The 12,468-nt window shown below is 50.8% G+C and carries 13 protein-coding genes; 7 read left to right on the top strand and 6 right to left on the bottom strand.

Annotated elements, in window-relative coordinates:
• Nucleotides 1-95: 95 nt before the first annotated feature.
• A complete protein-coding gene (locus ACX1DY_RS23330) occupies nucleotides 96-329 on the top strand; it encodes a small, acid-soluble spore protein, alpha/beta type (protein WP_458966588.1) in 234 nt (77 codons plus the stop codon).
• 122 nt (nucleotides 330-451) lie between these two features.
• On the opposite strand, the gene ACX1DY_RS23325 is transcribed toward ACX1DY_RS23330, so the two are convergent.
• Both ACX1DY_RS23325 and ACX1DY_RS23320 read right to left on the bottom strand, forming a co-directional pair.
• Complete coding sequence (locus tag ACX1DY_RS23325) at nucleotides 452-862, bottom strand: O-methyltransferase (RefSeq protein WP_458966587.1); 411 nt, start codon at nucleotides 860-862, stop codon at nucleotides 452-454.
• Between the two features lie 376 nt (nucleotides 863-1,238).
• On the bottom strand, nucleotides 1,239-3,038 hold the full coding sequence (locus tag ACX1DY_RS23320; RefSeq protein ID WP_458966586.1) for a M3 family oligoendopeptidase: 1,800 nt from the start codon (nucleotides 3,036-3,038) through the stop codon (nucleotides 1,239-1,241).
• Between the two features lie 154 nt (nucleotides 3,039-3,192).
• Here ACX1DY_RS23320 and ACX1DY_RS23315 point away from each other — a divergent pair, with 154 nt between their 5' ends.
• Together ACX1DY_RS23315 and ACX1DY_RS23310 are read left to right on the top strand one after the other, a co-directional pair.
• Complete coding sequence (locus ACX1DY_RS23315; protein WP_458966585.1) at nucleotides 3,193-3,384, top strand: YycC family protein; 192 nt, start codon at nucleotides 3,193-3,195, stop codon at nucleotides 3,382-3,384.
• Complete coding sequence (locus tag ACX1DY_RS23310) at nucleotides 3,381-3,611, top strand: hypothetical protein (RefSeq protein WP_458966584.1); 231 nt, start codon at nucleotides 3,381-3,383, stop codon at nucleotides 3,609-3,611. Before ACX1DY_RS23315 ends, ACX1DY_RS23310 begins: the two co-directional genes overlap by 4 nt.
• 130 nt (nucleotides 3,612-3,741) lie before the next feature.
• Here ACX1DY_RS23310 and ACX1DY_RS23305 read toward each other — a convergent pair whose 3' ends face one another.
• Both ACX1DY_RS23305 and ACX1DY_RS23300 read right to left on the bottom strand, forming a co-directional pair.
• Nucleotides 3,742-4,446, bottom strand: a complete 705-nt coding sequence (locus ACX1DY_RS23305) for a DUF2225 domain-containing protein (RefSeq protein ID WP_458966583.1) — start codon at nucleotides 4,444-4,446, stop codon at nucleotides 3,742-3,744.
• A gap of 32 nt (nucleotides 4,447-4,478) precedes the next feature.
• Nucleotides 4,479-4,862: a globin domain-containing protein gene (locus ACX1DY_RS23300; RefSeq protein WP_458966582.1), complete on the bottom strand. Its 384-nt coding sequence runs from the start codon at nucleotides 4,860-4,862 to the stop codon at nucleotides 4,479-4,481.
• Between the two features lie 406 nt (nucleotides 4,863-5,268).
• On the opposite strand from ACX1DY_RS23300, the gene ylbJ reads away from it, so the two are divergent.
• The 4 genes from ylbJ (at nucleotide 5,269) to ACX1DY_RS23280 (ending at nucleotide 10,273) form a co-directional block, all read left to right on the top strand.
• Complete coding sequence (ylbJ, locus tag ACX1DY_RS23295; RefSeq protein WP_458966581.1) at nucleotides 5,269-6,519, top strand: sporulation integral membrane protein YlbJ; 1,251 nt, start codon at nucleotides 5,269-5,271, stop codon at nucleotides 6,517-6,519.
• An 86-nt stretch (nucleotides 6,520-6,605) separates the two neighbouring features.
• On the top strand, nucleotides 6,606-7,409 hold the full coding sequence (locus ACX1DY_RS23290) for an NAD kinase (RefSeq protein ID WP_458966580.1): 804 nt from the start codon (nucleotides 6,606-6,608) through the stop codon (nucleotides 7,407-7,409).
• 174 nt (nucleotides 7,410-7,583) lie between these two features.
• Entirely contained in the window at nucleotides 7,584-8,756 is a 1,173-nt protein-coding gene (locus ACX1DY_RS23285; protein WP_458966579.1) for a stalk domain-containing protein, read from the top strand.
• A 53-nt stretch (nucleotides 8,757-8,809) separates the two neighbouring features.
• Nucleotides 8,810-10,273, top strand: a complete 1,464-nt coding sequence (locus ACX1DY_RS23280; protein ID WP_458966578.1) for a S41 family peptidase — start codon at nucleotides 8,810-8,812, stop codon at nucleotides 10,271-10,273.
• Between the two features lie 138 nt (nucleotides 10,274-10,411).
• On the opposite strand, the gene ACX1DY_RS23275 is transcribed toward ACX1DY_RS23280, so the two are convergent.
• Together ACX1DY_RS23275 and lipA are read right to left on the bottom strand one after the other, a co-directional pair.
• On the bottom strand, nucleotides 10,412-11,023 hold the full coding sequence (locus ACX1DY_RS23275; RefSeq protein ID WP_458966577.1) for a YutD family protein: 612 nt from the start codon (nucleotides 11,021-11,023) through the stop codon (nucleotides 10,412-10,414).
• A gap of 414 nt (nucleotides 11,024-11,437) precedes the next feature.
• Nucleotides 11,438-12,340 (bottom strand): lipoyl synthase, encoded by a 903-nt coding sequence (gene lipA / locus ACX1DY_RS23270; protein WP_458966576.1) that lies wholly within the window; start codon nucleotides 12,338-12,340, stop codon nucleotides 11,438-11,440.
• Between the last annotated feature and the right edge of the window lie 128 nt (nucleotides 12,341-12,468).

Here is a 12,468-nt window from a genome sequence, read left to right as displayed (position 1 = left end):
TATAATTACCACCCTTCAAACCTTTCGAACCCGTGCATGAATTCTTCTCCTAGCGCTCATACTATCTTCACAACGGGCGAAGGAGGTGAACAAACATGGGTCAAGCAGGTCAACAAGGTCGCGGTAGCCGTTCCAACAACCTGGTCGTTCCCCAAGCAACTGCAGCTCTTCAGCAATTGAAATATGAAGCAGCACAAGAGCTAGGTGTAACAATCCCAGCTGACGGTTATTACGGGAACTACACTTCCCGCGAAACCGGTTCTTTGGGAGGTTACATCACCAAACGTCTGGTGCAGCTGGCAGAGCAACAACTGTCCGGTCGTGCATAGTAACTAGCCTTATCATAAGTATCCCGCCAGGCCAAATGCCTGAAGCGGACTAGCTTCTCAGCCCTCCCGCGCTTCTCGCCAGAACGCAGGAGGGCTTTTGCTTGCGTATATCTATGTATAACTCAGCCGAAGGATTGATCAGTGTTGCCCGTTTGAACATTGCGGGGATAACGGATCATCAGGTTGGCCATATTGTAATTGGACTCCAGCGTGGCATCGACTACTACCATTCCCTTGCGGACTGCGAATTCGTAGCTGATTTCTCCATGTGTCCAGCGCCGCTTGAATTTTAGGCTCTCTAAGGCCATAAGCCGGAAGGAGGATTGCTGGCTTGCGGTTAATCCCTCCTGCTCTTCCTCAAACGTGCCGCTTCGCCCGTTCAGCGGATTGTGGCGGATGCCGAATTTGCCAATGGCGTTATTCCTGATTTGCACGAAAACCGTACCGGAAGACAATCCTGACAATTCCTCCTGCAGTTCCTTAAACACCAAATCAATCTGTCGTGCCAGTGATAGTTGTTCCGTTCTTAACATATGTATCCCCCTAAAAGTTTTGTGAGCATAACTACCTGGCTGTTCTTCGTACAAAACTTGTTTCGTAATTTTCTTAGTTTTGTGCGCTTAACTTACCTGTTAGCACGCCTTATATAAGGCTTTAGGCTCATTATAGGCCACTACCAAGGGGGCTTCAACATTATTCAACATAATTGGGCATTAATCCCTATAAATGCGCAAATTGCATTATTTTATTATACATATCCTTCTACGAATCGTCTTAATTCGACAAATTTTCGAGCAATAAAATAAACAAAAAAGACCCCAAAAAGGGGTCTTTGCGTGTTCATACAAGGCTCATAAGCATTGATTTCAGGCTGCAAAAATATGAAATGCCTTAGTTCAGACAAATTTCTTAGGCCAAATGCTCCGTCATTCTCAAAAATTCGTTAATATTCGCCGTGATCAGCTCCACCGCTCCCTGCCAGAAATCCGGCTGGGTCAAGTCCACACCGAGATGCTTGGATACCAGATTTTCCAGCGTCATGATCCCCGTATCCCGCAGCAAGCTGTCGTATTTGTCGGCAAAAGAAGCCCCCTCTTGCAGCGCAAGCCGGTATAACCCCGTACTGAACATATACCCAACGGTATACGGGAAATTATAGAAAGGAACGTCGGTAGCATAGAAATGCAGCTTGGCCGCCCAGAAATGCGGATGATATTCAGACAGCACGCCACAGTAGGCTTCCTTCTGGGCTTCTACCATGAGCTCAGATAATTCTTCGGCATTCACAAGCCCCTCCTTGCGTTTCTCATAAAAACGGGTCTCGAACAAGAAGCGGGCATGAATATTCATGAAAAAGGCCACACTGTTCTGGATCTTCGTTTCCAGCAGGGCCAGCTTCTCTTCATCACTGGCCGCCGCCTTCACCTGAGCATCCGCCACAATGACCTCGGCGAAGGTTGAAGCCGTCTCCGCTACGTTCATGGCATAATTCTGGTTGAAGTAGGGGAGATCATCCAGCAGGAAGGAATGATAGGCATGTCCAAGCTCATGCGCCAGTGTCGAAACACTGGACGGCGTGCCGCCATATGTCATAAAGATGCGGGATTCCTTGCTTTCCGGGAAAGAAACGCAGAAGCCCCCGGGACGTTTGCCCGGACGGTCCTCAGCCTCAATCCAGTTGCTGTCGAAAGCGCGCTCGGCAAAATCCGCCATCTTCGGACTGAATTTGCGGAATTGCGCAACAATGTCTTTTGCTGCCTCATCATAAGGAATTTTGCCGGAAGATTTGCCTACAGGCGCATCCACATCCACCCAAGCCAGGGATTCCAGCCCCAGAACCTTGGCTTTGCGTTTGAGGTAAGAGACGAGTGCCGGCTTGCTCCCCGTGATGACATCCCACATCATATCCAGCGTTTCACGCGACATGCGGTTGATGCCAAGCGGTTCCTTGAGCACATCCTCCCAGCCCCGGCCATTATAAAGATTCAGGCGGAATCCGGCCAAATGATTGAGGGTATCAGCGCAGTAATCCGCAGCGCCTCCCCAAGCCTCTTCCCATTTGCGGAACATCGTCTTGCGCACATTCGGATCGGCATCATCCAGCTTGTTGAATGCCTGTCCGACTGACAGCAGCTTGGTCCCTTCTTCATCTTCATAGGGGATCTGTATTGCGCCGACAATCGTTTCATAATGCTCGCCCCAGCCATGATAGCCGTCGACAGCCAAGGACAGCGCAAGGCCTTCCAGCTCCGGACTCATCTTCTCACGGGCCAGATTACGGCTTTCGCTAAGCACAAATTCCAGCGGGGCAACCTCTGGACGGGCCATCCATAGGCTCCATACTTCATCCGATGTTTGACGTAGCACATTGTCAAATTGTGAGCTGAATCCTTCAAATCCGGCGCGCATTCCTGTTACTTTAGAGGAGAGCCGCACAGCTCCTTTGTCCAGTTGATCCTGGGCGCCAAGACAGCCGGTGAATTCCGCAGCCTGAAGCAGACGGCCGGAGCAGCTCTGCAGAAGCGCTATCACACTATCCAGCTTCTTCGTTGATTCAGCATCGGTTGGAGGCACGGAAGCCGCTACCTGCTGCCCCAATGCCTCAATATCAGTCTCCAGCTTCTTCAAGTAGCTCTCAAATTGCGGTGAAGCCGATCCTCCCGGAAAAAGGGAATCGAGCTCCCAAGTCAATGACAGAGGATGTTTCATGTAGTCTCACCATTCCTTCTATTCGCATTTGGTTTTCTTTGTGTTTGGCCTGAAGCCATGGTAAAGTGAAGTACGATACAGCACATGCCGGCAAGATCAAGCTTACGCTTGCGGCATAATATCGCTAACAATAATATTTTAGGAGGGCATTCACATGGCGCCACTGAAAATCTCACCTGAGACGGCCATCACGTTATCCAAACAACTTGGCGTTCCGCTGGAACACTTGATGCATATGCCTCAACATATTTTGCTGCAAAAGATTGCGGAATTATCCAAGAAGCAAGACGGCGGCGAACCGCAAGACAAAACGGAAACCCTGCCCCCCGAGAAGGAAAAGCAATGATACCATTCAGCCATACCTGGCCTTATGACATTCTATTGGGCGACCTGTACGTGCAGTACTGCCCGTTCTGCAGCAAGGAGAACGTCCTGCTGCCCATGAAGCCGAAGGAACTGCAGACGGTCCGCGACGGCAAAAAAAAGCTGCTGGTCTTTCCCTGCTGCAACACCAGCCTGACGGTCATCGACAATGATAGCGACTACCTGCTGTTTGATCAGGCTGTACGCTGATCCTGTGTGTACAGATTAGCCCAGGCACACCCATAAGACGCACTAGGACAAGCATCCTTGTGCGTTTTTTGGACTGATGTTTCAGAAGACACCCTTCAGCAAGCGCTGATGGGTATCTTCCTGAAGCGCTCTATGTAGCTGAAGGCAGTCCATCCGGACTTACCCCATCCCCGTGCATTTGTTCGCGAAGAATGGCCCACTGCTCGCGGGCTGCCCGAATCATCGCGGCATCCGTAATTTTCTGATCATTGATCAAGCGGGAAAACCACTTCACGGCATTGCCGAATTCGCCGATGCGGCGGTACAGCTCACCGATCAGGTACATCAGGCGGGCATCATTCCCGACAATGCCGTCATTTTCAAACACCTTAACATACATATCAAGCGAATACTGCAAGAAACGCTGCTCCTGCGCCGTATCGCCCTTGTAGCGGTACATCCAGGCGATATGATGCAGCAGGCTGGCGATAATCCGGTCCTTGTCCTTGATGCTCTGGGCACAGATAAGCGCAAGCTTGTACGTCTCAAGTGCAGCTTCCCAGTCGCGCTTCTCTCCGAAATCCCGGCTAATCCAGCGTTTGCCCACTTGATCACTGAATGACTTGCGCTGCCAGTCAGCCAGCTTGTCCGCTGAATTCTCCGTAGAAGCAAAGCCACAGCTTGGACAGACACGCACGACATAATAATCAGGATTCTCGTTCTTGTAATAGGAGCAGAAATCCGCGTCCCGTCGAATAGCCTTTTTGAGGCTTGGACGCACTCTTGAGGTCGAAAACTCATGTTCACAATTGCAGCAGATAACTTTAATAGAGTAAAGAGGTATTAATTCCGGCAAATGCCCTCATCCTTTCACGATCATCTACGCGTTTACTCCTGGGGCATGTTGACAAAATGATGCGCAGGTCCCGCGAGCCGGCTCATTACAAACGAACGCAGGGGTTCCGCCACCCCCGTCTCCTCCAGCGCCTCTTTCATGCATTCCAGCCAATCCTCCGCGCGCGCCGGCGTAATAGGAATATGCATATGCCTTGCTCTCATCATCGGATGGCCATGCTGATCTGAATACAGCGTTGGACCGCCGAAAAACTGACTCAGGAATTGATACTGCTTCTCCATAACCGGAGTGATGTCTGCAGGGAATAATGGTCCCAGTTGCGGATGAAGCTGTACCTTGGCATAGAATACCTCCACCAGACGGTGAAGACCTTCAGCGCCCCCCAGGCTGTCGTAAATGCTGTCATTTGGATTCATCGGAGGTTACCAGCTTTCTTCCATATTAATATAACGCCATTAGTATTATACCAAAATTTACGCCGCACGGTTATCTGCCTTTAAGTATACTTATTTGTTCCTTACAATCAGAAAAAAAGCGCCAAACAATTTGTTCAGCGCCTTGAGTATTTTAATAGGTCCGAAATTCCTCATCACCAGGAGGGACGAGAGAGACCCGGATGACATATACAAAAGCACAAACAAGAACTCCGGCAACTACACTCATCACCATCACTCCATCCCTTATAAGGTGTGCATTAATTAATTTTATAATACCATAATTTCAGCGAAAAAGCACAATAAACTGTAACCGCTTACCTATATTTTTTGTGCTGTTTGTCCTAATTTTCGCATACATCTAACCATATACCGGGAGGCGTTGATGATGATTCTGAAAAAAACCTACGGCCCCCTGATGGGCGGTATTCTGGCTGGGTGCATGCTGCTGATGCTGATCCATCCGGCAAGCTCTCTGGAGGCTGCGCTGCGCGGACTGGCTGTCTGGTGGGATGTGCTGTTCCCCTCGTTGTTTCCATTCTTCGTGATATCCGAAATCATGCTGGGCTTCGGCGTTGTTCATCTTTTTGGCGCGCTGCTTGATCCCCTTATGCGTCCGCTCTTCAACATTCCTGGCAGCGGCGGCTTTGTGGCGGCTATGGGATATGTATCAGGATACCCCGTTGGCGCCAGATTAACCGCCAAGCTGCGCGAGCAGGAGCTGATTAGCCGTGTAGAGGGCGAGCGGCTGGTGGCCTTCACCACCTCCTCCGACCCGATCTTCCTGCTGGGCGCTGTCTCCGTCGGGTTCTTCCACGATGCTTCATTAGGGCTGATCCTGGCGCTCGCCCATTATGGGGGCGGCTTAATTGTCGGACTGCTCATGTCGTTTCACGGACGGCGGGAACCTCGATCCAGCGGGCCGGTTGTGCCGGATGGGTACAAGGGCACTCCAGCTGCTTCCAGCTCCGGAAGAGTTGCCTTGGCGCTTCGATCCATGGCCGAAGCCCGGCGGAAGGACGGCCGGAGCCTGGGCGAACTCCTGAAGGGTGCGATTGGGTCCTCATTACAGCTTATTATTGTCGTAGGGGGGCTGGTTGTATTCTTTAATGTGCTGATGGAGCTGCTGTCCCGCGCAGGAATCATGTCCGTACTCTTTGCCGGTACAGCAAATCTGCTGAATCTGGCGGGTTTTCCTTTGGAGCTGTCCAAAGCTCTGGTCAGCGGCCTCTTCGAGGTGACACTGGGCGCCCGTTCAGCCGGAGCGGCAGCATCGGCAGTCCCGCTGCAATTTAAAGCTGCCGCAGCCGCCTTTATCCTCTCCTGGGGCGGGTTGTCTGTGCATGCGCAGGTAGCCAGTATCCTTAACGGCACCGGGCTGCGTTACCTGCCCTTTATGGCCGCCCGGCTGATACATGCCTTCCTGTCAGCGGGACTGCTCCTGCTGCTCTGGAAGCCCGTGGTAGGCTCGGGGCTCTCCAGGGATTTTGGCTCGACGCCAGCCGCCGCAGGCTTTGTCTCTCCGGGTTCCGGCCTTGCCGGAAGTCTAAGCCTGCTGGGCATTCTGCTCGGCTCGCTGCTGCTATTCTCGCTGCTGGCTTGGCTGCTCCGCAGGATACCGCGCTTGCGCCGCCGCTGACTTTTCGCTGCAACAAATATTGTGTTCCGGGTCAAGATTGATTATGATCGGTGTATGACTGAATCAGACAAAGGAGCCTATACACCTTGAGATATTATGTTCTGGACCGCGGAGACGAACTGTCCATCGAACTTGCAGAGCAATTTCACAAGCTGGCAGCGGAGCGGAACCTGGAGCTGGATGCCAAATCTCCTGAAATTGTTGTTTCGATTGGCGGGGACGGCACCATGCTGCATGCTTTTCATACCTTTATTAATCAGATTCCCAATCTGGCCTTTGTAGGTGTTCACACCGGGCACTTGGGCTTCTATGCAGACTGGAAGGCGGATGAGCTGCCTACCCTGATTGATTATATGTGTGGAATCGGCGATTCCGGGCCTCATAAGCCCCGGATAGTCAAGTATCCGCTGCTCGAACTCGAGATCCACCAGAAATCCGGCACTACCTCGCATATTGCCCTTAACGAGTTCACGCTGAAAGGGGTGGACGGCACTGTTGTTATCCAGGTTGACATTAATGATGTTACCTTTGAAATGTTCCGGGGCGATGGCCTGTGCATTTCCACCCCGTCAGGCAGTACTGCCTATAACAAAAGCCTCGGCGGCGCCATGGTGCATCCGACCATTGATGCGCTGCAGATTGCCGAGATTGCGTCGATCAACAACCGGGTCTTCCGGACAATGGGCTCGCCTCTGCTGCTGCCCAAGCATCATCACTGCGATATTTTTTCGCGCAAGGATCAGCGCCTGTTGCTGACGGTTGACCACAACAACATTCCGGTGGATGATCTGATCTCTGTCCGTTGTCAGGTATCCAGCCAAAAAATCAGCTTTGCCAGGTACAGGCCGTTTCCGTTCTGGGAACGGGTCCGCGGATCGTTCCTGATTTAATTTAGCTAACAGAAAGCCGGAGATGCGGGAGCATTTCCGGTTTTCTTATGGGCTTTAACCCGTTAACATTCCGCTTAAAATAAGCTTACATGTTTGGATAGACAGCAGGAAAAAACGGATGGTATAATGAACCTATTTTACAAAGAGCTGTTATTTTAAAGGAGAGAGAGATTATTGAAGAGATTATTATCCCTGCTTGGCATGAGCTTGCTGGCCCTTACGCTGGCTGTTCCCGCTTTTGCCGCAGAAAAACCGATTAAGGTCTATATTAACGGAAGCAATGTTGCTTTTACCGCCGGCTCTCCTTATCTGCACAACAATACGGTGCTGGTCCCTTTCCGGGTAGTATTTGAGAAGCTGGGGCTCAAGGTGCTCTGGGATGCCAAGACAGGAACAGTCACCGGAACCGGTCCGAATCTGGCAATCCGGCTGAAAGTCGGCAGCAACCGGGCAACCGTCAACGGGCTTGTCAAGAAATTGACTACAGCGCCTGTCGCAACTAGCGGCACGACATACATACCCTTGCGGTTCATAGCAGAGGCTACCGGCGGCACAGCCGTCTGGGATTCAGCCGGCAGAACGGTAAAGATCACCACCGCCGTATCCGCTGCAGCCGATGAGCAGGAGATTACAGCGCTTATCCAATCATCTGCCAAATACTATAATGAAAAGGATGCAAAAGGTTTCTATTCCCTTTTCATTTCAGGGCCGGGTCAGACGGAAGCTATTGACAACATGAACGATTATTTCAAGAGCTATGATGTAAAAAACACCATTGATAGCCTTAAAATCCTGAGCCTTCAGAGCAACGAAGCTACTGTATATACCGAAGAACACTCCGTTCGGACAAGCGGCCGCTATCTTCCTGACGAGAAGCTTGAATATTTGTACAGTCTGGTCCGCAAGAACGGGGTGTGGAAGATCTCCGACACGGAGGTACAGAATCGTTCAATTCTGCTGACGCGGGAGCAAGGAATGGCCGCTGTGGTGGTTCCGCAGAATGACGCTTCTGTGATTAAAGACAATCTGAACAAATATTTACAAGCCATGAGCGCTAAGAATCTGGACAGCGTCCATGCGCTAATGACCTCATACGGAGCAGAATATGATGCCGCGAGCAAGGAGGATACAGCAGACTTCTTCAAAAAGTACAACATCAGCTACTCATTGAATGATGCGAATATCTTCTATTATGGCGGGGATGAAGCTGCCGTTTATGCGGAAACCTCGGTTAAAGACGCCGATTCGGGAGAGAGCTACAAGCAGTCCTTAATTTTTATATTCTCCAAGTCGGACAGCGGCGCATGGACCATTGACGACAACTACCATGTTGCCTACTCTGAATGATAATCTTAAGAACCATGTCATTATAAATCATATAAAAAAGGGTGTATCCAATCATGAAATCAGGAAAGTTAATGACCACAGTTCTTAGCGGCTGTCTGGCTGTATCCCTTGTTCTTGCGCCGGCTGCACTGGCAGCGGACAGCACTCAGACTACTGACGCTGCTGACAGCACCAAGGCGGCTTCGAGCACCGATCTTATTAATGAAATTATGGAGTATTTGGAGAAATACAACGTTGAGGGAGTGGACAAGGATACGCTCGTCCGCGGAGCCATTGACGGTATGGTGGACACGCTTGATGATCCTTACAGCCAGTACTTTGACGCTGATCAAGCGGCTGAATTTAGCCATCAGGTCGATCTCGAATATGTGGGTATCGGTGTCAGAATGATGTACAGCTCGAATGATCTGTACATTGAAGAGGTAATGCCTGGTTCTCCTGCAGAAAAAGCCGGCCTGAAGCGCGGAGATACCATTCTGAAAATCAATGGTGTGAAGATCGAAGATACGCAAGGCGACGAGCTTGGCGGCAAAGCTGGCACGAAAGTCACACTGCTCGTAAAAAGAAACGGTGCTCTTAAAACTTACAGTGTCGTGCGCAGCGATATTGAATCGGTATCTGTGACCAGCAAAATTCTCGGACAGAAGGTTGCCTACATTTCCATCAGCGGCTTCACCCAAAACGCCGACGAGGAATTCTCCGCCGCACTGGACAAGATGCGTGCCGCCGGGATGAAATCCCTTGTGCTTGATCTGCGTGACAACACAGGCGGATACATGGATTCCGCCTATAATATCGCCACAAAATTCATGGACAAAGGGATTATGATGTACACCTCCGATGTAAGCGGAGCCTTGACCCCTGTTGCCATTACCGACGGCAGTAAAATCGGGGTGCCGGTTGTGGTGCTGACCAATGAATACACCGCCAGTGCTTCCGAAGCGCTGACCGGCGCTTTGCGCGATAACAAGCTGGCCACGGTTGTCGGCACACGTTCCTTCGGTAAAGCCCGGATTCAGAGCCTCATTCCTGTCTCTGGTGGAGCACAGCTCAAGCTGACGACACAGAAATATTTGACACCTAACAAAGAGGATTTCAACCACATCGGGCTGTCGCCTGACATTGAAGTCAAGGGAAAAACCGCCCAATTGATTACCGCCCTGCAGCTTGCCGGAATGACCAGCATCACTGCCTCAGGTGACAATCATATTCTCGATGTCAACGGAATTCCTTTTGTAGGAAATGTAGGACTCTTGAAGCAGGGAGATAAGATTTACGCTTCAGCCAAGGTGCTTGCCGCCCTTACTGAAAGTGAACTCGCTTGGGACTCCAAGAACAAGAAGGTAGTTATCACTACCGGTGCCGGCACTGTTTACGGATTCGCCCAGGCTACCAAAGAGGGAATCATCAATGACAACGAGACCTATATTGAATTAAACGCCTTCCACAAGAAATTCCCGGCACTAACGTGGAGCTATAACAGCTCCCAGAACCAATTAAAGCTATCTGTAAAATAACAAGCGTTGATCTCCATATCAAGGGTGTCTTGAAGCCGCGAATAACCGGCTGCCAAGGCACCCTTTTTTATTTCACAAAAAAAGAGTGCCTCATGCTGCCGTTATCATATCGGCAACAAAGACACTCTTGCTGTTTGATTAGTTCGAAGGATTCTGCGGCTGACCCGAAGACTGGCTTTGCGGCGGTCTGCCTTGGGTATCCTTATAATTTTTCTTGTTCTGGGCGTCCTTATTCCGGTGATTCCGGCTCTGGTGCTCCCGCACGGGTCTGTCCTTGGCAGCATTCTCCTTAACCTGGGCGGTCAAGCCCTTGTCGCGGGCTGCAGGAGCCTGATGCGAAGACGGCCTGGATGGCCTTCCTTGCTCTTCTTTTTCCAATGCAGCCGATTCAGGGGAATCCTGCTCCCTCTCTTCGTCCGCGCCGGCTACCGAAGGCTCTTTGATCAGAATGTCCTTGAACACACCGTCTTTAGGTAGCTCCTTCAGCTTATGCAGTACAAAATAGGCGCAGCCAAAATTGCAGTATTCATTAATGTAATCCACCATGCCCGAAATCGCCGTATCCCGGGTAACCTTGGGATGGTTATCCCGGTAAAAGCCCTTCAACCGCAATTGGCTGTAGCCCCAGTCACCGATAATGTAATCGTAACGGTCCAGCACCTCGCTGTATCTTCCGCGAAATGCCTCGGGATTCCAGCCGTCCTTATGATCCAACATGAGCTCGTAGCCTTTTCCACCAATAACGATCAAGCGTTTGTCGCCTGCCTTTCAGTTGTGAGTAGGGAGGCGTTGATGAAGCCGTCATTCCGCGGGATTTTGGATTTCCGGTCGCTCCGCTCCTACAATTCCAAAATCCCTCTCCATGACTCCCTCAACGCGGGAGGGGAGAGCAAACAACCAAGAGCAGGTTGATTGCTCGCGCTCCAACCTAAAATCTTAAATACAAATCGGCCAAAGGCCGGAGGTTAAGTGGAATTAGTATCACTAATTTGCTCAAATCGGTGGTGCCACGGCATTTAGTTGGATTTTGTACACCTAATCGGAGCATAAACAGGCTATTTCGCTCTATTCGTTCAGATTAGTTGTACTTTTTCCCACTAATGTTAGTTTGGACTCATGATGATTCTGATTAGTTGTACTTTTTCCACTTAAGCCTATAACAGCTTACAAAGAAACAGAACGCTCCTCACGCGCAGCGGTAGCGGACTTAACCTGCTCATGCGCATGGTAGGAGCTGCGGACCAGCGGGCCGGACTCCACATGGCTGAAGCCGCGCTTCATTCCTTCGTCCTTGAGCTTTAAGAATTCTTCCGGTGTATAGTATTTCTCCACATTCAGATGCTTCGGAGTAGGCTGCAGGTATTGACCTATTGTCAATATATCACAATCGACCGCCCGCAGATCATCCATCGCCTGCAGAATTTCATCCCATTCCTCGCCTACGCCAAGCATAATGCTTGATTTGGTAGGGATATCCGGCTTTATCTCCTTCGCTCTGCGCAGCAGCTCCAGGGACCGGCGGTATTTGGCTCTGGCCCGTACACGGTCGCTCATCCGCTCCACCGTCTCGATATTGTGATTCAGAATATCCGGGCGGCTGTTCATTACAATCTCCAGACTGTCCCGGTCTCCGAGAAAATCCGGAATCAGCACTTCCACACTGCACAGCGGAAGACGCTTGCGGATAGCGGCCACCGTCTCGGCAAAAATCGCCGCACCGCCATCCTTCAGATCATCGCGGGCTACACTCGTAACCACACAATGCTTCAGCATCATGTTCTCTGCCGCCTCGGCAACACGCTCCGGCTCCAGCAGATCCAGCTCGGTCGGCATGCCTGTGTTCACGGCGCAGAACCGGCAGGCCCGGGTACAGATGTCTCCCAGAATCATAAATGTAGCTGTGCGGTTCGCCCAGCATTCATAAATATTCGGGCAGCGCGCTTCCTCACATACGGTATGTAAGGTTTTGGAGCGCATCATGCCTTTGATTTCCTGATAGTTATCACCAGTAGTTAACTTGATCTTGATCCAGTCTGGCTTGGGTTGTTTGGCTGTTCGATTAGACAAGTGGTTGAACCCCGCTTTCGCCTGAATATTTGCTTCATCATGGTTAAAAGTTGCTGCCTCATATTATAGCATGTGCAAGGGGCAAATGCCTGTTTTTGTGAACACTTTTAGGCAAGAACGGATAAAAC

This window comes from Paenibacillus sp. BAC0078 (genome assembly GCF_054483875.1).
Note: the sequence above shows the minus strand (reverse complement) of the source record. Positions and strands in the feature narration are given on the sequence as shown.

Excerpts from the sequence above, each read along its gene's own strand:
- ACX1DY_RS23330 (WP_458966588.1), top strand. The coding sequence starts at position 96 with ATGGGTCAAGCAGGTCAACAAGGTCGCGGTAGCCGTTCCAACAACCTG.
- ACX1DY_RS23325 (WP_458966587.1), bottom strand. The coding sequence starts at position 862 with ATGTTAAGAACGGAACAACTATCACTGGCACGACAGATTGATTTGGTG.
- ACX1DY_RS23320 (WP_458966586.1), bottom strand. The coding sequence starts at position 3,038 with ATGAAACATCCTCTGTCATTGACTTGGGAGCTCGATTCCCTTTTTCCG.
- ACX1DY_RS23315 (WP_458966585.1), top strand. The coding sequence starts at position 3,193 with ATGGCGCCACTGAAAATCTCACCTGAGACGGCCATCACGTTATCCAAA.
- ACX1DY_RS23310 (WP_458966584.1), top strand. The coding sequence starts at position 3,381 with ATGATACCATTCAGCCATACCTGGCCTTATGACATTCTATTGGGCGAC.
- ACX1DY_RS23300 (WP_458966582.1), bottom strand. The coding sequence starts at position 4,862 with ATGAATCCAAATGACAGCATTTACGACAGCCTGGGGGGCGCTGAAGGT.
- ylbJ (WP_458966581.1), top strand. The coding sequence starts at position 5,269 with ATGATTCTGAAAAAAACCTACGGCCCCCTGATGGGCGGTATTCTGGCT.
- ACX1DY_RS23280 (WP_458966578.1), top strand. The coding sequence starts at position 8,810 with ATGAAATCAGGAAAGTTAATGACCACAGTTCTTAGCGGCTGTCTGGCT.